Annotated in this window: 18 protein-coding genes; 4 read left to right on the top strand and 14 right to left on the bottom strand. The window is 39.2% G+C overall.

Annotated features, from left to right (window positions below):
- Positions 1 to 9: 9 nt before the first annotated feature.
- From EMK97_RS03225 to EMK97_RS03240, 4 genes are all read right to left on the bottom strand, one after another.
- Positions 10 to 903 carry a branched-chain amino acid ABC transporter permease gene (locus EMK97_RS03225; RefSeq protein ID WP_130599396.1) on the bottom strand — a complete coding sequence of 298 codons (894 nt, stop codon included), beginning with the start codon at positions 901 to 903 and terminating at the stop codon, positions 10 to 12.
- Entirely contained in the window at positions 900 to 2,879 is a 1,980-nt protein-coding gene (locus EMK97_RS03230) for a long-chain fatty acid--CoA ligase (protein ID WP_130599398.1), read from the bottom strand. Before EMK97_RS03230 ends, EMK97_RS03225 begins: the two co-directional genes overlap by 4 nt.
- Complete coding sequence (locus EMK97_RS03235) at positions 2,879 to 3,682, bottom strand: ABC transporter ATP-binding protein (protein WP_130599400.1); 804 nt, start codon at positions 3,680 to 3,682, stop codon at positions 2,879 to 2,881. The genes EMK97_RS03230 and EMK97_RS03235 overlap by 1 nt, the downstream gene beginning before the upstream one ends.
- Before the next feature lie 117 nt (positions 3,683 to 3,799).
- Positions 3,800 to 4,840 (bottom strand): DcaP family trimeric outer membrane transporter, encoded by a 1,041-nt coding sequence (locus EMK97_RS03240; RefSeq protein ID WP_130599402.1) that lies wholly within the window; start codon positions 4,838 to 4,840, stop codon positions 3,800 to 3,802.
- A 281-nt stretch (positions 4,841 to 5,121) separates the two neighbouring features.
- Between EMK97_RS03240 and EMK97_RS03245 the strand changes: the two genes are divergently transcribed.
- Entirely contained in the window at positions 5,122 to 8,631 is a 3,510-nt protein-coding gene (locus tag EMK97_RS03245) for a hybrid sensor histidine kinase/response regulator (RefSeq protein ID WP_130599404.1), read from the top strand.
- 34 nt (positions 8,632 to 8,665) lie between these two features.
- Here the strand turns inward: EMK97_RS03245 and EMK97_RS03250 are convergent, their stop codons facing one another.
- On the bottom strand, positions 8,666 to 9,331 hold the full coding sequence (locus EMK97_RS03250; RefSeq protein WP_130599406.1) for a response regulator: 666 nt from the start codon (positions 9,329 to 9,331) through the stop codon (positions 8,666 to 8,668).
- 315 nt (positions 9,332 to 9,646) lie between these two features.
- Here EMK97_RS03250 and EMK97_RS03255 point away from each other — a divergent pair, with 315 nt between their 5' ends.
- Complete coding sequence (locus EMK97_RS03255; protein ID WP_130599408.1) at positions 9,647 to 10,093, top strand: hypothetical protein; 447 nt, start codon at positions 9,647 to 9,649, stop codon at positions 10,091 to 10,093.
- On the opposite strand, the gene EMK97_RS03260 is transcribed toward EMK97_RS03255, so the two are convergent.
- From EMK97_RS03260 to EMK97_RS03290, 7 genes are all read right to left on the bottom strand, one after another.
- Entirely contained in the window at positions 10,090 to 12,240 is a 2,151-nt protein-coding gene (locus EMK97_RS03260; RefSeq protein ID WP_130599410.1) for a bifunctional diguanylate cyclase/phosphodiesterase, read from the bottom strand. The genes EMK97_RS03255 and EMK97_RS03260 overlap by 4 nt on opposite strands.
- 71 nt (positions 12,241 to 12,311) lie before the next feature.
- A complete protein-coding gene (locus tag EMK97_RS03265) occupies positions 12,312 to 12,530 on the bottom strand; it encodes a hypothetical protein (protein ID WP_130599412.1) in 219 nt (72 codons plus the stop codon).
- Positions 12,531 to 12,645: 115 nt separating this feature from the next.
- Complete coding sequence (locus EMK97_RS03270) at positions 12,646 to 13,188, bottom strand: GNAT family N-acetyltransferase (RefSeq protein ID WP_425462180.1); 543 nt, start codon at positions 13,186 to 13,188, stop codon at positions 12,646 to 12,648.
- Positions 13,189 to 13,193: 5 nt separating this feature from the next.
- Positions 13,194 to 13,541 carry an FHA domain-containing protein gene (locus tag EMK97_RS03275; RefSeq protein WP_130599416.1) on the bottom strand — a complete coding sequence of 116 codons (348 nt, stop codon included), beginning with the start codon at positions 13,539 to 13,541 and terminating at the stop codon, positions 13,194 to 13,196.
- 9 nt (positions 13,542 to 13,550) lie between these two features.
- A complete protein-coding gene (locus tag EMK97_RS03280) occupies positions 13,551 to 14,303 on the bottom strand; it encodes a PP2C family protein-serine/threonine phosphatase (protein ID WP_130599418.1) in 753 nt (250 codons plus the stop codon).
- Positions 14,300 to 16,135 carry a serine/threonine-protein kinase gene (locus tag EMK97_RS03285; RefSeq protein WP_130599420.1) on the bottom strand — a complete coding sequence of 612 codons (1,836 nt, stop codon included), beginning with the start codon at positions 16,133 to 16,135 and terminating at the stop codon, positions 14,300 to 14,302. Before EMK97_RS03285 ends, EMK97_RS03280 begins: the two co-directional genes overlap by 4 nt.
- 104 nt (positions 16,136 to 16,239) lie before the next feature.
- Complete coding sequence (locus EMK97_RS03290; RefSeq protein WP_130599422.1) at positions 16,240 to 16,743, bottom strand: GNAT family N-acetyltransferase; 504 nt, start codon at positions 16,741 to 16,743, stop codon at positions 16,240 to 16,242.
- A gap of 54 nt (positions 16,744 to 16,797) precedes the next feature.
- On the opposite strand from EMK97_RS03290, the gene EMK97_RS18995 reads away from it, so the two are divergent.
- Positions 16,798 to 16,938, top strand: a complete 141-nt coding sequence (locus EMK97_RS18995) for a hypothetical protein (protein ID WP_170176712.1) — start codon at positions 16,798 to 16,800, stop codon at positions 16,936 to 16,938.
- A gap of 164 nt (positions 16,939 to 17,102) precedes the next feature.
- Here EMK97_RS18995 and EMK97_RS03295 read toward each other — a convergent pair whose 3' ends face one another.
- Positions 17,103 to 18,893: a M1 family metallopeptidase gene (locus tag EMK97_RS03295; RefSeq protein WP_130599424.1), complete on the bottom strand. Its 1,791-nt coding sequence runs from the start codon at positions 18,891 to 18,893 to the stop codon at positions 17,103 to 17,105.
- 78 nt (positions 18,894 to 18,971) lie between these two features.
- Entirely contained in the window at positions 18,972 to 20,552 is a 1,581-nt protein-coding gene (locus EMK97_RS03300; RefSeq protein ID WP_130599426.1) for an MFS transporter, read from the bottom strand.
- Positions 20,553 to 20,704: 152 nt separating this feature from the next.
- Between EMK97_RS03300 and EMK97_RS03305 the strand changes: the two genes are divergently transcribed.
- A complete protein-coding gene (locus tag EMK97_RS03305; RefSeq protein ID WP_130599428.1) occupies positions 20,705 to 21,583 on the top strand; it encodes a hypothetical protein in 879 nt (292 codons plus the stop codon).
- Positions 21,584 to 21,604: the final 21 nt, after the last annotated feature.

The raw sequence follows: 21,604 nt of genomic DNA on the forward strand, positions 1-21,604 counted from the left end.
CAGTGCGATTTAAATTCGTTCAATATCTTTGGTGCCAAATAAACCATAGGGCTTAAACCATAAGATAATGAGCAAGACATAAAACGGCGCAATATCGTACATATTGCCCACTTGTAAATATTGGCTATCAACAAATTCAGCTAGGTTTTCTAAAATGCCGATAGTGACGCCGCCGACAATGGCCCCAACGATGGAGTCTAAGCCCCCTAAAATAACCGCCGGAAATACCTTAATACCCATAATTGACAGCGAATCAGAAACACCATTAACCATACCGATCACCACACCCGCGGTGGCTGATACAGTTGCAGCAATCCCCCAACTCATGGCAAAAACTTGTTTTACAGAAATTCCCAAACTTTGGGCTACTTGCTGATCAAAAGCGGTAGCGCGCATAGCTAAGCCATGTTTGGAATGTTTAAAGAATAAATAGAAGGCGACCATTATCATGATGGCGATAATTGTGCTCATCAAATAGGCCATTTCGATATTTAAACCAAATATATTTATTGACTGTGTATCAAACACTTGTGGATAGCTCTGCGGCGAAACACCAAATATCCATTTCATCAGCGCTTGGAAAAACATCGACAAACCTATAGTGACCATAATCACAGAAATAATCGGCTCACCTATCATAGGTCTAAGGACTATCATTTGTAGCAATACGCCAAAGGCAGCCATAAAACACAAGGACAAGATAAAGCCTAAAAAGAACGGCAACTCTAAGTAAATAAGCGCTGCCCAACAAACCCAGGCACCAACCAATAAAAATTCACCTTGAGCAAAATTAACAATTTGCGTTGATTTATAGACAAGTACAAAACACATACCTATCACGCCATATAACAAGCCAACAATCAGGCCATTCACCACTAACTGGATTAGTAATTCAAAATTCATGATGCTTTCCTCTGATTGGTATTTTCTAACGCTAAATTGCCTTGCGCTGTTGCTGTACTCTCGATCAAGGTTTCAATATTTAGCTGTGTTTGAATACGTGATTTGCTGCCATCTTGGAAGGTAATGACAGTATCGATATCTACCTGCGGCTTATCGGCATAAATAGCATCAATAATGTCACCATATTTATCTGCAATAACGGTTCTGCGTACTTTACGCGTTCGAGTTAACTCGCCATCATCAGCATCTAACTCTTTATAAAGTAATGTAAATTTATTTATCTTTTGTGCATCAGGTAAGGTGTCATTTACTTTTTGAATTTCTTCAGTCAGTTTTTGATAAACCTGAGGTAGCGTGGAAAGGTTAGTGTAATTTGTAAAGGCATAGCCAAGCTGCTCAGCCCACTTAGCAACAATAGAGAAACGAATACAAATAATGGCGCTTAAATACGGTTTATCTTTGCCAAGAATAACCGCCTCACCAATAAAGGAAGAAAATTTAAGTTTGTTTTCTATATACTGCGGTGAGTACTGGACCCCATGGCTAGTTTTTGCCAAGTCCTTAATACGATCAATAATTACCAGGTGTCCTGAAGGCTTAAAATAGCCGGCATCCCCGGTATGCATCCAACCATCAATAACATCTTCTTCATAAGCAGCTTGGTTGTCTAAATAGCCAGTGAACATACCCACGGTTTTGGCAATAACTTCACCTACCCCTTCCTTATCGGCATTGATAACTTTTACTTGGGCAGTATCAAAGGCAACACCGACACTGTCATAGTCAACATCATCAGCTTGGTGCACTGTATAGGCGCCACAAAGTTCAGTTTGCCCATACAACTGTCTAAGCGGTACACCTATGGTTTGGAAAAAACGAAAGGTGTCAGGCCCCATAGCAGCGCCACCTGTAGCGGCTGATTTTAAAAAGCTAAAGCCTAATCTATCCTTTAAGGCGTTCATTAACAGTAAATCTGCCAATTTCGAGCGTTTTCCCTGAGCCTGCTTTTTTTCCGCTAAGCCATAGGCAAAATCAAATAACTTTTGCTTAAGTGGCGTTGAGTCCATCATTCTAGCTTTGACATCAGCAAGAATGCCCTCCCAAACACGCGGTGCTAATAAAACAAAGCTTGGCCCTATTTCACGTAAGTCGGCCATTAAGGTTTCCTGCTCTTCAACAAAGTTAACAATTTGTCTGGCAATCAGTGCTTGGCCTACGGCATAGACTTGCTCCATAATCCAAGGCAGTGGCAAAACAGAAACATAGTTATCGCCAGCTTGTCTTGGATCGGCCCTTAAATAAGAACTGCAATGCTTAACAAAATTACCGCCTGCTAAGAACGCGATTTTAGGCTTTGAGGTGGTTCCTGAAGTAGTGCAATAAATTGCGGTATCTTCGGCATTGGTTGCATCCACTAAACTGTCATATAGCTGTGGCGAACTTTCATCAACTTGCTGGCCTTGCTCGTATAAATCCTCAACAAATACCAGACGTTTATCATCATACTTGCGCATGCCGCGCGCATCACAATAGACAATAAGCTTAACGTCAGGAATTTCATCGCCTAACTCAAGTAGCTTGTCACATTGCTCTTCATCTTCGGCAATAACCACAGTGGCATTACTTTTATTCAGTAAATAAACCACTTCTTCATGCAACGAGTCTTGAAAAATCCCTATGGAGTAGCAACTTATCGCATGCGCAGCTAATTCTCCCCAAACCCACTCTGGACGGTTATCCCCTAAAAGAGCAATGGCATCACCTGATTTAACACCACGTTTTCTTAATGCCAGCGATAGCCACTTAACTCGGTTTTGATATGCTAACCAAGTAAACTCATTCCAAATGCCGAACTCCTTTTCACGCATAGCGACATCGTTTGGCCAATGCTTTGCGTTATGACGCAAGATTTTTGGAAAAGTATCTAAATCACCCATTTCAAAATCAGGTGATGTTACCGTTTGAATTGTTGTCATTAGCTTGCCTCCAAAATATCACTATCAGCATCTTCTTCAATGCCTAGGTAGGCTCGTTTTACATGAGGGTCAGCCATTACTTCATCAGGTAAGCCACAAATTAGTTTTTTACCAAAATCTAATACCATCACCTGATGAGAAATATCCATTACCACCCCCATATCATGTTCAATCATGACCACGGTAATGCCGAACTCCTCATTTAAATCTAAAATGTATCGAGCCATATCCTCTTTTTCTTCTAGGTTCATGCCCGCCATAGGCTCATCTAATAAGATAAGATCAGGTTTTAATGCCATAGCTCGCGCTAATTCAACACGCTTACGTAAACCATAAGACAAAGTACCTGCAACAGACTTTCGAATATGAGAAATTTCTAGAAAGTCAATGACCTCTTCCACGTAGCGTCTATGCGCCAACTCTTCTTTTTGCGCTTTTGTCGCCCAATAAAGCGGCCCGGTGATCCAGTTATTTTTAAGTAAGTGATGTCGACCAACCATGATGTTATCGAGCACCGTCATATGGCCAAACAAGGCTAAGTTTTGGAAAGTACGCCCCATACCCAAATCTGCTCTATCATTGGGTCTGAGCTTAGTAACGTCTTGTTTATTGAAAGTAATAGTGCCGGCATTGGGGCGATAGCGTCCTGATATACAGTTAAGCATTGAGGTTTTGCCAGCACCATTGGGCCCGATGATAGAAAATATAGAGCCGCGTTCTACCGAAAAGCTCACATCAGTTAGTGCCTTTACGCCGCCAAAGGCCAGGGAAATATGCTCTACTTTGAGTATTGACTCAGCCATACTCAGTCTCCTACAGTGAAAAAATAAACAGTGAGATAAGTTAAAAAATGGAGGGGGAAATCCCCCTCCGAACACGCAACTAAAATGGGAACGTTGCGCTAGCGAGTAAAGCACTTGCTATAAAACATACTTCATTGATAATTGCGCATAGTTTGAGTCGACATTCATATCAGCCATTTCAAAATTCCCCACTTCCACACCAACAGCAAGTTGTTTGGTTAGGTTTTGAAATAGATTCACACTCCACTGTCTTCTATCAGCGCCCGATACATCAGCTTTTGCTTTACCATAAAGTACCGTTGTTCTTAAGGTTTCTGTCCAGAAGTGGCGATAAGCGGCTAAGTAAGCGGTCATATCTTCTACTTTTTCACCGACAACATCTTTAGCAACCATAACACCGATATAGCGCCCTAGCTCACCTTGGTGTAGCTGGAATCTAAAATCATCTTTACCAAAGGTTTTAATACGACCAGCAATTGAGGCACCTATTGCGGTCTCTGTATTACCTAGTGCGGTATTTAACTGACGACCTAACGCGGAAAAGGAAACACTGCCCCAATCACCTTTTAAGTTATAACGAGCGACAACATCAGGCAGATCATCGTTAGCCGGATCGCCGCCCCAGGTTTCAGGGTTTTCAAGCGATACCTGAAAATTGCCCAGGGTATAACGCACTTGCCCTTGACGAATGAAAACTAAACCGGGTGTTGCGCCAGCAAAGTCTGCTGACTCAGGAATAGCACTGGTGTTCATAAAGGTTGACCAAGTTTGCCCCGCCAAGACATCTTTATACTTGATAAAAGCATGACGAATACGCGGATTAGCAGAATTAGAGATAACTTCATTACCGCCACCGCCCCAAAAATCTAACTCGATAAAACCCGTTACATCACCATGTACATATTTAGTATTAAAGCGAGTTTCGTTAGCAAAAATACGAAACTGTGAAGCGCTTTGCTCCAATGGCGTACCTGTACCTATCCAAAAATCGCGATAAGCCACCTTGCCGTCTACATAACGGGCATCGACTTTGATGTAACCACCAAATGAAATTTTATCTTCATCTGAAAGCTTTATTTCATAGCCTGCCTGTGCAGCAGCTGAGGCGACAACAATAGAGGATGCTAGTAATAATTTTTTAGTTTTTGATGTAACCATTGCTCATTTCCCTTAGTTATTTTTCTAGTTTGGCTTTATTTATCAACTTAGTGGTTTACCTCTGTATTCAAATCCATCATAAAGAAGCGTTGAAAAGCCACAATCGGCAATAAGACTTAGCACCTCGCGCCTAGTCCTAACGAACGAGCACTTAAGGACTAGTACTTAAGTCGTAGTAATTGCAGAAAAAAAGATGACAAAGGTGTGATAAGTTAGCGGTATGAGGTTGCTCACTTCTTAGCAAGTCATGGCAAGAGCTAAAACAGTTATTAGAGATGTAGATGTTTTCAAATTGGATATTGATCAGTGTAAGTATCGGCTATATAAGTTTATTGTTTGTTATTGCTCATTTAGGAGGCAAACACCGCCATAAATTAAAAGCGCATCAGCACGCAATAATTTATGCTTTGTCTTTAGGTGTTTACTGTACTTCTTGGGGTTTTCTTGGCACCACAGCACAGGCTGCTAACAACTCATTTAGTTATATTTCAGTTTATCTCGCGCCTATTTTGCTGTTTGTTTTTGCTTGGCCTTTTATTCAACGCATAATCAAAACCAGTTTAGCGCTCAAGATAACCTCAATTGCCGACCTATTATCTTCTCGATTTGGTAAATCACAGCGCTTAGCAGTACTGGTCACTGTGGTAGCCTTAATAGGCACCATGCCCTATATTGCCTTGCAGCTAAAAGCGATTGTTTATTCATTTAACATACTGCAAGAAAACCAAATAATGCCTGTATGGTTACTCGGCTTTATCGTCAGTATATTGCTTGCCGGCTTTACCATGATCTTTGGTATTCGAACCATAGATGTCACCGAAAGACATCCTGGCGTTATGATAGCGATTGCTTTTGAGTCACTTGTTAAGCTCATCGCCTTTATTTTTGTCGGAATCTTCGTTTGTTTTTTTATTTACGACTCTCCCGTGGATATTTGGCAGCAAGCCAAAGATCACATTTCAATAGCTGAGCAGTTTGAATTTAATAACTTAGTTGCTTTAATTGGTATGCTCATTATTGTTATGTCAGCTTTTCTTTGCTTACCACGTCAATTTCAAGTGATGTTTGTCGAAATAAAAGAAAAGAAAACCAGCAACTTAGCAAGAAGCCTATTTCCGCTATACGTGTTAGTCTTCGCTTTTTTTGCCGCCCCGTTAGGTTTAGCTGGCAACCTCAATTATGGTAATTCCCTCTCACCTGATGCCTATGTACTTTTTTTACCCGCATTTGATGGCCAAATGTGGTTATCTTTGTTTGCCTTCTTAGGCGCTATTTCAGCAGCAAGCTCTATGGTGATAGTTTCAACTATCGCTTTAAGCACTATGCTCAGTAATGAAATTGTTTTCCCTCTCATGTTTAAGTTTGCTCGGCAAAAAGATCACGACTTTCATCATTTTCAGGCTCAGCTGCTGCTAATAAGAAAGGTACTGGTTTTATTGGTGGTATTTTTAAGTTATGGCATGTTATTACTTTCGCCACCAGATACGCTGTCATCACTAGGCGAAGTTGCTTTTGGTGCCATTGCACAAATTGGTCCTGCCCTCTTTGTTGCCTTTTTTTGGCGCAGAGCAACACTTAAAGGCGTGATGACAGGCATTATTTCTGGTTTTTCCGTTTGGGCGCTCTTTAACCTGATACCACAACTTGGCCTTTATCAACACCCGCTTGCACAATCCTCATTACCTGCGACTACGGTGATCACCTTATTAGGACTGTTATGTAACATCATCATGCTATTTACGGTGTCACTTTTTAGCAAGCAAACCATACGCGAACAAATGCAAAGTAAGTTTTTCTATAAAGCACGCAAAAAAACACAATCAAGCTTACCAAGGCAGCCTAAAGTCGATATCCAAGAGCTTGAGTTTCTATTAACGCGCTTTATTGGCAGTGACAAAACCAACGACTTTTTCCAAGGGTTTTATCAACAACAGCAAGAGTCAAACCGTCACCGCTCAACAGAAAAAGACTTCAATGAAGCGCTGATCTTTCAAGCAGAAGACACCTTAGCGAGTGTTATTGGCTCAGCCTCAGCTAAACTGGTTATTTCTTTTGCCCTAGGCGGCAGAGAGATGGCATTTGATCAAGTGGCTAAACTAGTTGAGGATAATTCAACTCAACAGTTAGAGTTTAGTCGTAGCGTATTACAAAGTGCCATTGAAAATGCCAGCGAAGGCATTTCAGTGATTGATGGCGATCTCAAACTGGTTGCCTGGAACAAACAATATTTAGATATTTTTAATTACCCGGAAAACTATATTTACATTGGCTGCCCAATTAGCCAGCTTATTCGCTTTAACCTAAGTCAGCAAGCCTACTATGTGCCAGATATAGATCAACAAGTTGAAAAACGTATTCAGTTTATCAAGCAAGGCTCTCGCCATAGCTCAGAAAGAAAACTAAAAAATGGCCGCACCATACATATTGAAGGCAACCCAATTCCCGGCGGTGGTTTTGTGATGATTTTTTCTGATATCACCACTTACAAACAAACAGAGCAGGTTCTTAAAGATGAAAATATTGATTTAGAATCTCGCGTTCAAGCGAGAACAAGCCAGTTAGAACAGGCCAACAAAGAGCTAGCGCTTGCCAATAAAGAACTCGCCGAAGCAAGGAAAAAAGCAGAACAAGCACACTTAAAGAAAAGTCAGTATTTAAAAGCCTGTAGCCATGATTTACTACAACCATTATCCGCAGCGCGATTATTTGCCTCTGCTATCACCTTAAACCCCAAAATACCCGCTCAAGAGCGCGAACATATCAAGCAAATTGATACCTCCTTAGAAATTGCCAATAATCTACTACTTGATTTAAATGAAATTGCGCGCATTGAAAGTGGCAATATAGTGCCAAGTATTGCCCCCGTTTCCGTTAAACAGCTCTTCTCTTTATTAAAGACAGAATTTAGTGCGCTCACGGAAGAATATCAGGTTGAATTTCGCTGTAAATCCAGAGATTTATATATCAAAACCGATGCCAGCTTATTATTGCGCATCATTCAAAACTTTTTATCTAATGCCTTTAGGTATGCAGCAAAAGGTCGGGTTTTACTTGGCTGTAGACGACAAGGTGACTTTGTCGCCATACAAGTACTGGATAATGGCCCAGGCATACCAAAAGAAAAGCAGCAAACGGTATTTGAACAATTCACCCAACTAAATACTGGCGCTACAATTGGTCATAAAGGGCTAGGACTTGGTCTCAATATAGCTAAGAGTTTGGCCACACTGTTAAAACACACCATCACACTAAGCTCTCAAGAAAATTATGGCAGCACCTTTAGCATTCGCGTACCCATTTGCCAAAAGCAATACCAAGAGACAACATCAGCAAGCAATACACACTTAACGTTACAAGGAGTTGGCGTGTTATGTGTTGACAATGAGCCTGATATTTTAACGGGAATGCAACAATTATTATCTGCTTGGCAATGTAAAGTGTATACCGCAAGCTCTATCAGTGAAGCCAAGGCTCGCTATGCAAAATATGAAGATCACATTGATATACTGCTGGTAGATTACCAACTAGAAGATAACTCAGCAAAGCCAAGCACAACAACAAATCAAGAAAATAATGGTATAGGTTTAATTAAAGCGCTACGCCAGTTTAGCAACTATCCGTTACCAGCTATATTAATTACCGCGACAACAGATGAAGCTGTCATTATTGAAGCAAAACAAGCGGATATTGGTTATCTAAGAAAAATTATAAAACCTTTAGCCCTTCGCTCACTGATGAGTGCCTTAATGACGAAAAAACTAGCGCAAAATTATTCAAGTAATTATAAATAATCGGTTATTTAAGCTCAGGTTACTGAACCTCAGATTACTTATTTGCTTGACTAAAAGGCGCAGCATTAAGCTGTAATTCACTCAGCAAAATAACCGCTTGGGTTCTATTTCGTACCCCCAACTTTAAAAATATTGTGCTGGCGTGACTTTTAATTGTTGACTCTGACAAGCCTAATTCATAGGCGATTTGCTTATTTAACAAACCATCAGCAAACATGGTGAGAATTTTATACTGCTTAGGGGTTAGTGATGCTATCTTACTCTCTTGCGGAATAGTTTCTGGTTGCGCGCTATAGCTCCCTGTTGGTGTCCACAAGTTACCCGCCAGTACTGACTCTATTGCCACTACCATATCAGCGACAGGAGTCGATTTAGGGATAAAGCCAGCTGCGCCATAACTCATAGCTTTATTGATAGTTTGTTCATCTTCAAAACCAGAAATAACAATGACACCAAGCTCTGGATACTGCTGCCTGATATTAATCAAACTGGTAAAGCCTTCTGCGCCCGGAATATCTAAATCAAGCAATAATAAATCAAGTTCATGATACTGTACCGAAGCCAGCGTTTGTTCAAGCGCAGCAATGGTATCAACTTCCAACAGAGAAACATCAGCAAAATGTGAAGTTAACGTTAGGCATAATGCTTGGCGAAACAGCGGATGATCATCAGCAATAACGATCTTTATTGATTTATTCATGGCGCGACTTTTTAACAAAAATGAAACATCTAATAAAAACTTACCACAGGAACGACAATTAAAATACACCTAGTCTTTAATTATTTAAATCAGGGTAGATATCGCTACTCATGATTTATGACAATATAAATTCCCCTCCTACGCTTGGGAACAAACACAATTTATTGAACAAAAAAATTATAAAAAATTTACAAGTTTTGCTTGATAATTCACCATAAAGCATATACTGTACATTCATACAGTATATATTTAATTACTTGATAGCCGCAATAACAACGCGACTTTATTCAATATAACTTAAGTGAGATAATTGTCATGTTTCTTTCAAATTATAATAATATCAATACATTAGAATCTATCGACTATAATACCACCAGCAAAGGTTCAACTTGGTTACAGCACAAGTATGTTAGTAATAAACTTGAGTTGGCCTCTGAATACGCAGCAATTTGTCAGCAATATCAACAACAAGGTAAATGGGTGATGTTTGTCAATTCTGATGAAGCAGCCATGGCGCAATTAGCCAGTTTTGTTGACATTAGTCAGATGAATATCTTGTGTGTACACCTAAAAGATAATTGTCCAGATGCTCGCAACTCTGTATTGCAAAATATTAAACGTACTCTTGCCAACGGTAATTGTGCTTCAATGGTATTATCTGGACAGCTGTTATCAGCAAATGAAAGTGCGGAGCTAGAGCTATACGCCGCTATGGGCGAAACCCATTGCAGCATTATAGAAAATAAGAATGTCAGCCACTAATAATCATCAAAATTAAACTGGCTCAAATAATTTGCCAGCTGCTCTGCGGGTAAGGGTTTTGAAAACAAGTAACCTTGAATATAATCACAGGACAATGCGCTTAATAAATCAAGCTGTTCCTTAGTTTCAACCCCTTCTGCTACCACTTTTTTACCTAAGGCTTTGCTCATAGCAATAATGGTTGACACTAAAATATTGTCGTCTTCATTAGTACTCATATCGGTAATAAAAGAGCGATCAATCTTAATATAATCAATAGGTATACGGCGAACATAGGCTAAAGAAGAATAGCCTGTGCCAAAATCATCTAGCGCAATAGTACAGCCAGATTCACGTAGCAAATTAAAGAGTATTTCATTATTACGCTTATCTGGTGCTAAAGCACTTTCTGTTAATTCAAAGCAAATATCACTCGGTTGTAAACCGAAGTGCTCAATGGTATTGAGCCATTGCTTATTTTCACTTTGATTCAGTGGGATTTCAAAAACGGAGCGGTTAATATTAAAAACGACATCATTAAAGCCTTGTTGCTTTAGCTGTTTCAACACCAGACAAGCCTGTGACAGTACTAGTTGTCCTAACTCTTTGATTAAAGAGAACTCTTCAGCAATTTGAATAAACTCCTCTGGGGAAACCCATTCTCCTTGGTTATTCCAGCGCACTAAGGCTTCAAATTTATTAACTCGTTTATCTTTAATACTAATAATTGGCTGATAAACCACATTAAGCTGCCTATTTTCAATGGCATGACTGAGCTGATTTTTCAAATGCAGTTTTCTAAGCGCAGTATCTTGCATTTTCTGAGAAAAGTAACAGTAAGAATTTCTGCCACTATCTTTAGCGTGATACATGGCCGTTTCTGCACGCTTCATGATATCACTTACTTGCTCATGTTCTTGAAACACGGTAATACCAATACTCAAAGTGCATTGAATGCTAATGTCACCAATAATAAAAGCACCACTAAATGCAGCTAAAATACGTTTTACAATCGCATTAACTATGTACTCATTACTGATATCATTCAGTAAAATAGCAAAGCCATCGCCCGATATTCGCGCAACACAATCTGTACTTTTAATATAAGATTGTAACCTTTCGGCTGCTTGTATTAATAATTGGTCACCAAAATCATGACCGTAGACATCATTAATTTCTTTAAATAAATCTAAGTCCATATGCAATATGGCTGATTTTTTATGACCACTAATCGCGTTATTAACAGCAAGTGCAACTTGTTCTGTAAACAAAAAGCGATTTGCCAGACCTGTCAGTAAATCAAAATTGGCTTGCTTATAAATTTTGCTTTCAGACGCTTTGCGCTTGCTGATATCAAAAAAGAAGGCAACATAATAAGACACCTCATTGTTTTCATCACATATGGTGCTTATAGATAACCATTCAGGGAAAATTTCTCCTGTTTTTTTCTTATTCCAGATTTCGCCAGACCAGCTTCCCGTTTCGTGAATGGCCTGCCACATATCACCATAGAAATGCTTATCGGTTAAGCCTGAGCCTAAAAATTTAGGGTTCTTCCCTTTCACTTCTTTAAAGGTGTAGCCCGATATTTTAGTAAATGCTTTATTAACACTAATAATTTCAACATTTTTATCGCAAACAATAATGGCTTCTTGGCTTTCTTCTATTATCTCGTTACGAATATTTAACTCAGAAATAAGCGCCTGCTTCTCCATTTCTTTTTTGATCATGCCACTAAACAATAAAAATAAGGCGCGTACATCTTGCTCAGCGAAAATGGCTTGTTCAAATAAGGCCACCAATATTCCCGTAGTTTGACCCGCTTCATTTCTAAGTGGCACACCAACATAGCCCGATATATTCATATCAAATAGCAGTTGGTCTTCAGGAAAAGCTTGTTGGCAGTTCTCGCTATAGCTACATACACTACCTTGACCAACATGCTCACAGGGAGAGTTAGCCAACAGGTAACTAATGTTTTCTTGAATTTCGCCATGGGCAGCGAGTGAAATTGAAGTAGCTCGAGTTAACTGCTCATCAAGCTCAGCAATAAAAACATAATCGGCATGAGTCGCTTTTGCTAGCGATAAACAAATAACATCAGCAAAATTATCCGTTGCGGCATGAGATAATGAATCAATAATCGACTTTACTTTTTCTTCAACCACAATATTCCCTCATTACGGTCAATACAATGCATGTCATTTAATCTGGAAAATATAGTCACAAGTATTACTGATCACTTAACTTGCTCACTCGTTGCGGGTAGGTCTTTTCTAAAAAATAGTAACACCACATAAATAATGCCTAAAGGTGGAATGGCCGCTAACATGACCCCCATTAACGCTGTGATTTTAGGTGTGGTGGTTTTTCGTTTACCTAAGTTATAGCTGATTACGCCGATAGCAAAAATAAAAGCTAACATAATCAAAGTATAAAGCGTTTTATCTATTTCCATTGTCTTATCCAATATAAAAAACTACTTACAGCATAACGCTTTTTCAGCAATAACTATTTGCGTTAACGCAAACTAGTCGAGTTTAATTCAACATAATTTTTAGGGGTATTATTGCTTAACAAGTTGCGGCATCTAAAGTCAGCTTATCACGCCTTACCTGCCAATAACCAACATCTATCCACTGATTAAACTTAAAGCCCACTTGTGAAAAATGTGCGCTTTTCTCAAAGCCAAATTTTTCATGTAAGGCAATACTGGCTTGGTTAGGTAAAGATATACCGGCAATAATGGCATGAATATCTGCCGATTTTAACGCCGTAAATAAGGTAGAATAAAGTTTAGTTCCTAGCCCTTTTGCCTCTTGATTGGCAGCCAGATAAATACTCACTTCCACAGAAAATCGATAAGCGGCTCTTTCCTTCCATTGAGAGGCATAAGCATAGCCCAACACGTATTCTTTCCCTGTTACAGGATCTGCTTGCATGATAACGAGCCAAGGTAACTTGCCTTTAATTACCGAGTTAATTCGCTGTTGTATCTGCGCAGTAGAAACTAACTCTTCTTCAAAGGTGGCAATACTATTGCTGACATAATAGTTATAAATATTGGCAATATCACTGGCATGGCTAGCGCTTACCGATTTAATTTCATAGTTCAAAGTCATCAGCCAACAATAACAGCGGTTTCATCTAAATTAAGTGCTGAGCCATCAACAAACTTAAACTGATTAAAACCGATTTTAATAATATCGCCATTTTTAAGCAGTTGCCTTGAAATCATTCTGCCATTTAGCTCTGTGCCATTGGTACTATCTAGATCTTCCAGTACAACGACACTGCCCCCTTGTTCATAAGGCACTTGCTTAACAACTAAGCGGGCATGCTTTGAACTAACCGCTCTATCTTCAATATGAATATCACAAAACTTCACGCGGCCAATAAGTAATTCATCTTGGTTTAATTCCCATTTATTAATGACTACATCTTCAACAATTAGCGCCAAGTAGGCCATAATTCACTCCTATTCCTCTACGGCAATTAAGCCTAATGTAATATTATCTTTGCTTTTAGCCTCTAAGGCATGTAAATACATTTGCTGGCAAATCGCACTCCCCTGAGTAGGATTTGCCCTAAAATTATCTAAATAAGTTAACAACTCAGCGTTAGTTAAAAAATCATGCAAACCATCGCTAGATAGCATAACAACATCATCACCAGCTAATGGTATTTGACTATAATCCACCTCGATACTGGCTTTACTACCAAATGCTTTTGATAATAAGTTCTTGTTGTTCGCCTTTTGCGCCTCTTTTGCCGAGATAGCACCTTTATTTAACAAAAACTGAATCATAGTGTGATCTTCGGTCAACTGTTGCAATTGCTGCTGACGCATTAAATAAGCTCTTGAATCACCGACCCAAGCAATATGACATGTCATATTAACCAAGACAACAAGCACACCGGTTGTGCCCATACCTTGCAGTGCTTGATCGTTTTGAGCTTGATTATAAATAATCTCGTTTGCTTGGCTCAGTTGTTGTTTTAACCAGACCTGCCAGCCTTCTTCAGGTAAAGCTTGTAGCTTCGACATTTGCGCTTGTACGTGCTCAACTAAAAGTTTACTGGCCACTTCACCAGCTAAATGCCCGCCCATGCCATCAGCAACAACCATCCACTGAGCAGCTAAAGGTACATGAAAACCAAAACTTATAGCGTCTTCATTATTTGCTCTAATATTGCCTCGTTCGCATAATGTACTGACTGGATAACTCATATCATGGGTGCCTGTTTAAAATCTCTTTTTAAGGCATTAATAAGTGCCTGCTTAAATTCCTGCATAGATTGATAACGCTTATTCACATCCTTTTGTAAGGCCTTATTGGTAATACGAGTCGCACTTGCAGGCAAGGCATCATTGCACTTACCAACACTTAAGTGCTTTTCATTGCTAATTTTATATACCACGCTAACGACAGAATCACCTTCAAAAGGCAAACAGCCACTTAATAGCTGATAAAAGGTTGCCCCTAAACTGAAAATATCACTACGCCCATCAACCTGTTTACCTAAAATTTGCTCTGGTGACATATAGTAAGGACTGCCCATAATTACGCCAGTACTGGTTCTACTGTTATCATTAACACAAGCGATACCAAAATCCGTTAAAGTGACCTTTTGTAAGTCATCATCATAAATAATATTACCGGGCTTGATATCTCGGTGAACGACATTTTGCTTATGTGCATATTCGAGTGCATCGGTGATCTGAATCATCAGCTGATAAACTAGAGGCACAGGTAAAAGCCGGTCTGGCTTAATAAAATGTGATAATGGCGCCCCCGTTAATAAATCCATGGCAATATAACCTAAAGCGCCTTCATCACCGACATCATAAATAGTGACGATATTTGCGTGACTCAAACTACCTGCGGTTTCCGCTTCTCTAAAGAAGCGCTGCTTGGCTTTAGCGAGCTCTACTTCATCAACACTATCACTTAATTGCAACGACTTAATCGCCACATGACGATTAATCATAGGATCGATACCTTGATAAACTATCCCCATAGCCCCTTTGCCGAGCAAACCTTCTACTTGATAACGACCAAATTGCTTGTGTTTAAATGCCATGGTATTAGCAAGGCTTTCAGTTGCTATTGGCTGAGTTTGATCAGCACTTATAACTAACGTTTGCTCAAGTTGCTCTGCAGCTTCTGATAAAATAAGTGTTTGTTCAAGAGGCTGCTCTTCTGCTGTTTTGCTTGATAAACTATGCCAGTTAATTTTATTAACATCGGGTTTCTCTTCTTTTGGCACAATATAATTTTGCGCGATATCTTTTTGCTTGATAGCTAAGTTTAAGTCGCTGGTTTGCGCACTAGCCTTGCCAGTAACTAAACTATCAGAGTTGTTTTCCTGTGCTTTTTTATGAAGCTTACGTTGACGTATTTCTCTTAACATCTGAAGGCTTTCTTGATGAGCAATGTCAGTTTTTTCTACCCAAGTTAACAATAAAACCCTAATTGCATCTGCTGCTATCGTGTTTCCTTGGCAGAGTTGATAAACCCCCTGCACCATTTGCTCATTAACAGGCAACTGATTGAGCAAATAACTAATTTGCTGCTCATCACCATAACTAACAAGGGTTTTTAATTGCTGCAAAAGCAATGGCTCATATTGCGCATTAACCTTGATAAATAGCTGACATTCTCTTTGATAGCCTTGCAGCAGCAAACTAGAACAAAAAAGCGCTAAGATACTCGGCGTCAAATCAAGCCAGTATTGAAATTGACTCAACAGATATTGACAAGCAAAAAGCACAAGACAATAACTAGCTAAGTAAAAACTGCGCTGTAAATTGGGCTTATTTTGCAGGCGCCACAGCAAGATTAAACCACAACAAAAAAATATGAACTGGGCAAGAATCAACAGCCAAGGTGTGCTAATGCTATCTACCCTCAGGTGCATTAATTGCTGATAAAAAGATAAGTTAAACTGGCTGATTTCATTAAAAAAGCCTGTTATTGTTGCCCATAAACAAACCAGCCAAAATACCATTAAAAGGTATAGCCAGCCTGTTTTATGAAGCGGAAGTAAACTGTTATTCATTAGCGCCTTATTATTCTTGTTTTTTCTTTAAGCAAAACAGTTAGCTTATGAGTGTAACAATAAAGCAAATAATAATGAAAGTGTGAATTTGACTATAACAAGCGTTAATTTAATGCCAATAGATAAAAGTTGGTCGGCTGATCGTAATACTCAATCACTTCTTGGAATTCAAAACCAAGTTTATCAAGCAAGCTATTTGAGCGACTATTTGCAGGTTTAGTAATCGCTGCCAAGGTATCAAAACCAAGCGTATTTTGACAAAAATCAACTATCGCTTTTGCCGCCTCAATGGCATAACCTTGGCCATAATATTGTGGTAACAATGAATAACCTATATCAGCGTAGTCAAAATCATCGCGCTTTACTAAGCCACACATACCAATGGGGGTATCACAGTCGTTTAACGTGACCATATATAAGCCATAACCATGTTTTTCATAACTTGCCATCGGGCCATCATTTAAATACTTAATGGCATCGTCATTAGTTCTTACGTTTTTATCAACAATATTTTCAATAAAAGACTTATCATTAAGTAAAGTGACAATAAATGGCGCATCGTCGTGATGAAACTCACGCAGCGTTAATCTAGGTGTTTGGCAAATCATATTCAACCTCCTGTATTATTGTAAAATGGAAATAGTTTGCTTAGCACAAACCTCATGTATACAATATACACTTTTAATCAAAGAGCAAGTGAAATGACGTTAAACTTAACACAAGCAAACCACATTATTGCTAAGGCAATTTCAGCTGCAGAAAAAGCCAATATACAGGTAATATCAATTAAATTAACTATTTGATCAGTTCAGAGCTGTGTCAGGCTAGGGAAAATAAACACGTGATTGCTGCCATTGGTGTCTCTGGCTCAAGCATAGAAATGATTTAGCCATTGCCCGTGCTGCGATTTCTAATTAACCAGAACTCAGCTTAATTAACAACACGGGCAGATATTTGTTCACCTAAATTAAGGGTTAACAATTTTATCTAACATACCAACAATTGATGGGTGGTAACCTTCTCTAGCTTGCTGGTAAATCGCTTTAGCCTGATCACTATAACCTGCATCAGCTAAACTCTGATAAAGCGGCTTAACAAACTTTCCTCGGCCAATTGAGATTAAATAACTTTCAATAGCAGGCAGTGCTGCTTGATACTGATTTCGGATTGCTACGGTAAACCAAGCAAAGGCAATTTCAGCATTTTTTGATTGGGTAAAAGCGAAACACTCATCTAACTCAGCTAACTGATTAACCGAGACAACCTCAGGCAAGGTTGTTAAGAAGTATTGCCAGTGATGCACACTCCAACCTTCCACCTCAAGCTTATTCGCCAATGTACCTGCTAACCAAAGTGCTTGTTGAGCAACAACCTTATCTAAACTACTTGATTGTGGCGCAACAAACCAACTTGGCATGCCTGTGCCATGAATCCAAGTAAGTAGCTCTTCTTCAGATATTTTATCGCTGTGAGCAACTAATAACGTGGTTTTAGCATAGGCAATAAAATCTTCTGTGGTAATGGCTTTAAAAGCAAAATGTTCTACGTAGTCAAATAAAAACTTATCAAAATCATCACGGCCTAAACGGCGCTCTAAGTCATGAACAAACATTGACGCTTTATCATAGGTAAAGCGATCAAAGGCCTTATTAGGGTCATCATACTGAACATTAGCAGTCACATTTTGTTTATCAACCGGCATGGTTTTAAATTCTTCCATTAAGCGGCCATATTCTAATACCACTTCAAGCTCTGCCATTTCTTTACCGTAAACTGCTTCAACAATACGGTTGGTAAAATAGGTGGTAAAGCCCTCATTTAGCCATAAATCACGCCAAGTCGCATTACTGACTAAATTACCCGTCCAAGAGTGTGCCAGCTCGTGCGCAACGGTAGACACTAATGATTTATCGCCAGCGATTAAGGTTGGTGTCATAAAGGCTAAGCGTGGGTTTTCCATGCCACCAAATGGAAAGCTTGGCGGCAACACTATCATATCGTAGCGTCCCCAGCGGTATGGTCCTAATAACTCTTCAGCTATGGCAACCATTTTTTCGGTATCTTCAAACTCTTTAGCACAAGCCTCTAACATGCTTGGCTCAGTGTAAACACCGGTGCGCTCACCTAAAGCTTGAAAGGCTAAATCACCACAAGCAATAGCCATAAGGTGTGTTGGAATGGGCTCCGCCATCTTAAACATAAATAAGCCATTAAGTGCTTGATTGGTGACATGATCATTATCAGCACTCATTACCACACGCATACCGTGAGGCGCCATAATTTTTGCGTTAAAGGTAACTCTCGCCTTCGGGCTATCTTGCAAAGGAATCCAGCTTCTGGCATTAATTGGTTGTGATTGACTAAACAAATAAGGCAGTTTCTTACCTGCAGTTTGTGCTGCTGTTAACCACTGCAAGCCTTCTGCTGACGGGCTGGTTTTATAATATACCTTAACCCAAGGATCATCACCTATTAAAGAGATGCGCAATTGACTCCCTAAAATGTCATCAGCATCGCTTAGCTCAAAGCTCAACTCCTCACCCTTACTATTTACTACACGTTCAATGGTTAAATCGCGCGTATCTAAAATTAACTCACTAGCCAGCTGCTCTGTTTGATGCTCAATGGCTAAATCAACATAACCAGATAACTGCTTTTGCTCAAAACTAATGGCGAGAGCCAAATCAAAATGCGTTACCTTAACCTGATCAGTATTCGCATAAGAATGATAGTCACGGGTAAAATCTAATGAACTCATGTAAAAATGTCCGAAAATAAATAGAAAAAATAAAGAAAAAGAAAAGGCCTAATAAAAACATTAGGCCTTAAAACATTATTATAAACTTTGTACTGTGGTTTCTTTCGCACCATCGGCTTCATTAGCCGAGATGTTTTTTTGCAAACGGTATACCCATTTAGCATATAAGAAAATTCCAACACCAGAAATAGCGCCAACCGTGGCAATAATGTACCAAGCCATACCAATATTATTGGCTTGATATAAGGTATCTGTCATCACTTGTGCAGGCTTACCAGTAAAAGCAACTAAGGTGTCAAAAGCTTCACCGTTTTTAATCGCAGCCACTTTATCTGCTGCCATACCTAATTGTTGTAGGTAGTCTCTAGCAAGCAAGTCTTTTGAGGCATAAACATCATAAAGCCATGGACCTAATTTACCTTCAAGTGTCCAACCAATACCTTGAGGTAGCATAACAAAACCTAAATACATGGCCTTTTTATCGGCTGGGGCAATATTCCCCATAAACTCGCCCTTTTTCGGGCTAAGTAACATTTCACCTAAACTAAACACCGCAATAGCAACCAACATGGCCCATGCCATTGGCGTAAAGCCAGCCAGAGTCATAGCTAATACACACAAAATACAGCCAGCTAACATACTACTTAAAATTCTAAACTTGGCAGTCATACCAGCAACAATAAAACAGGTTGTCGCTATCATGATGAAATTAACACTCATCATATATTCCGGCATTACCTTAGTACCTTCGTGGTTTAAACCTAATAAACCAATCCAAAATGGGTTTTGTGTACCACCTGCGCCAAATAAATCTGTAACTATAGTGCTAGTATTGACCCAATCTTCAATGTGTTTTGGTAAAACATCAAACATGGCATTGAACATAAACCAAAAGCCAGAGAAGGCAAACATATAGCCCATTACGATAGGCTTTTTCACTTCTTTAATGGTTTCACGCCAAAGTGCTTTTTGCTCAACTTCGCCCGATTTCACTTTCGCTTTTTTCGCTAAACGCTCTTCTCTACCTGGCTCTTTATACATAAGCAATAAGATAAAGTTTAACGAAATAATTGCTGCACAGGTATAGAATAATGAATTCCAACTTAGCTGACGCAGTTGTACGGCAATTAATGGCCCTAACCAACCACCAATATTAACTAACTGGTAGAATATCCCCCAAGCCATGGTACTGGTTTCGCGTTTTACCGATTTAACCATAGTTCCTTGAATACCCGGTTTAAAAATACCGGTACCAAAAGCAAGTAACATAGCGCCAAGAGTAAAACCTAAAAAGCTAGGAAACATAGCCATAGTTAGATAAGCGGCGATTTTAATCACGGTAGAGATGGCAATAGTTTCTTTATAACCAACACGATCCGCTGTGCCACCTAAAACAATCGGAACAAAGGTTTGCGTTAAGGCAAAGATAAACATGATGGTACCGTAGTCACTCATGGTTAACCCTAAACCACCTTTAGATACCGCATCGGTTGCATATAAACTGGCACTGGCTTTTACACCGTAATAGGCGACACGTTCAACGATTTCCATACCGCCTACCAGCCAAAATATATAACCAAGACTTAATATAGATGCCCACAACCCTAGCTGCTTAACATCTTTTAAGTCATTCTCTGCATATGTGTTTTGTTCACTCACTTAAATGCCCTTATTTTTAGTTTTATTTTTAATTTGCATGCAATATACACCAACTTCAGTTAAAGAAGGAAATATAATTTCTTTTACCTAATTTCTAATGCTTATTGGCTAACAGCTATACTTATCTCAGTGTCGTTAATTGAGTATGAGTAATGAAGACTCAAGCTAAGTTAGTTTTTGTGATTAGCCTACTCTGTCATAGCTTTTGTTATGACGCATTGGCTCAACCTAAGAAAAAGTTAACTTGGCTAGTTGAAAATACTCATGAAGGCAAGATTAACAGTGATAGCCCCGCTGTTTCAACTTCTCAAGAAACCATTCGCTATATCTTAAAGCAACTCAAAAGCAAAGGTTATGATATAGAATATATTCCTACGTCAATTAAGCGGATAAACGCTTTATTAAAATCACAGCAAAATGTCTGTGTCGATAACAAAATTAAAACGCCACAACGCCAGCAATACAGTATTTTTAGTGATGTGCAACATATTTACTTAGGGCTGAAGCTGTATCGCTTAGCGAAAACCTCCCCTATGAGTCAAAAAGCGCTCAATGCACAAGATGAAATTATCAGCTTACCGGCATTATTTGCACAATACCCTGATGAAATATTAGGCATTGCCGACGGAGCTTCATACGGCGTCATCCTAGATAAGCAAATAGCACAATTAGCAAGTAACAATGTCTTTGCTCGCTCCGCTGGTTTTCGGGTCAAATCAACCGCGGATATGCTAGTAAAACAACGAGTTGATTATGTTATCTATTACCCTGCTGATATAGATATGCTGATAGGCAAACGTATTTCATTAGAAAGTTATAAAGTTGCTAACACGCCTGATTATATCAAGGGACATATCAGCTGCGCCAAAACGCCGCTAGGATATGCTGTCATTGAAGATATCAATAGTATTTTAAACAAAGCATATTCAAGTGACTGGTTTTATCAAAGCCATGCGAAGTGGGTACCGCAAAGCAATCATCAAGATTTAAAACAATATTTTCTAGAAGTATTTAACGTAACAGTGCCTTAAGGCATAAGGCACTGTTACGTT

Origin of the sequence: Litorilituus sediminis (assembly GCF_004295665.1) — a bacterium.
In the GTDB taxonomy this organism is placed as follows: domain Bacteria; phylum Pseudomonadota; class Gammaproteobacteria; order Enterobacterales; family Alteromonadaceae; genus Colwellia; species Colwellia sediminis.

What these genes read in the sequence shown, in the direction of transcription:
- EMK97_RS03250 (WP_130599406.1), bottom strand. Translation starts at nt 9,331, where the DNA reads ATGAATAAATCAATAAAGATCGTTATTGCTGATGATCATCCGCTGTTT.
- EMK97_RS03295 (WP_130599424.1), bottom strand. Translation starts at nt 18,893, where the DNA reads ATGAGTTCATTAGATTTTACCCGTGACTATCATTCTTATGCGAATACT.
- EMK97_RS03280 (WP_130599418.1), bottom strand. Translation starts at nt 14,303, where the DNA reads ATGAGTTATCCAGTCAGTACATTATGCGAACGAGGCAATATTAGAGCA.
- EMK97_RS03235 (WP_130599400.1), bottom strand. Translation starts at nt 3,682, where the DNA reads ATGGCTGAGTCAATACTCAAAGTAGAGCATATTTCCCTGGCCTTTGGC.
- EMK97_RS03230 (WP_130599398.1), bottom strand. Translation starts at nt 2,879, where the DNA reads ATGACAACAATTCAAACGGTAACATCACCTGATTTTGAAATGGGTGAT.
- EMK97_RS18995 (WP_170176712.1), top strand. Translation starts at nt 16,798, where the DNA reads ATGTATACAATATACACTTTTAATCAAAGAGCAAGTGAAATGACGTTA.
- EMK97_RS03275 (WP_130599416.1), bottom strand. Translation starts at nt 13,541, where the DNA reads ATGGCCTACTTGGCGCTAATTGTTGAAGATGTAGTCATTAATAAATGG.
- EMK97_RS03290 (WP_130599422.1), bottom strand. Translation starts at nt 16,743, where the DNA reads ATGATTTGCCAAACACCTAGATTAACGCTGCGTGAGTTTCATCACGAC.
- EMK97_RS03245 (WP_130599404.1), top strand. Translation starts at nt 5,122, where the DNA reads ATGTTTTCAAATTGGATATTGATCAGTGTAAGTATCGGCTATATAAGT.
- EMK97_RS03225 (WP_130599396.1), bottom strand. Translation starts at nt 903, where the DNA reads ATGAATTTTGAATTACTAATCCAGTTAGTGGTGAATGGCCTGATTGTT.
- EMK97_RS03305 (WP_130599428.1), top strand. Translation starts at nt 20,705, where the DNA reads ATGAAGACTCAAGCTAAGTTAGTTTTTGTGATTAGCCTACTCTGTCAT.
- EMK97_RS03285 (WP_130599420.1), bottom strand. Translation starts at nt 16,135, where the DNA reads ATGAATAACAGTTTACTTCCGCTTCATAAAACAGGCTGGCTATACCTT.
- EMK97_RS03255 (WP_130599408.1), top strand. Translation starts at nt 9,647, where the DNA reads ATGTTTCTTTCAAATTATAATAATATCAATACATTAGAATCTATCGAC.
- EMK97_RS03240 (WP_130599402.1), bottom strand. Translation starts at nt 4,840, where the DNA reads ATGGTTACATCAAAAACTAAAAAATTATTACTAGCATCCTCTATTGTT.
- EMK97_RS03265 (WP_130599412.1), bottom strand. Translation starts at nt 12,530, where the DNA reads ATGGAAATAGATAAAACGCTTTATACTTTGATTATGTTAGCTTTTATT.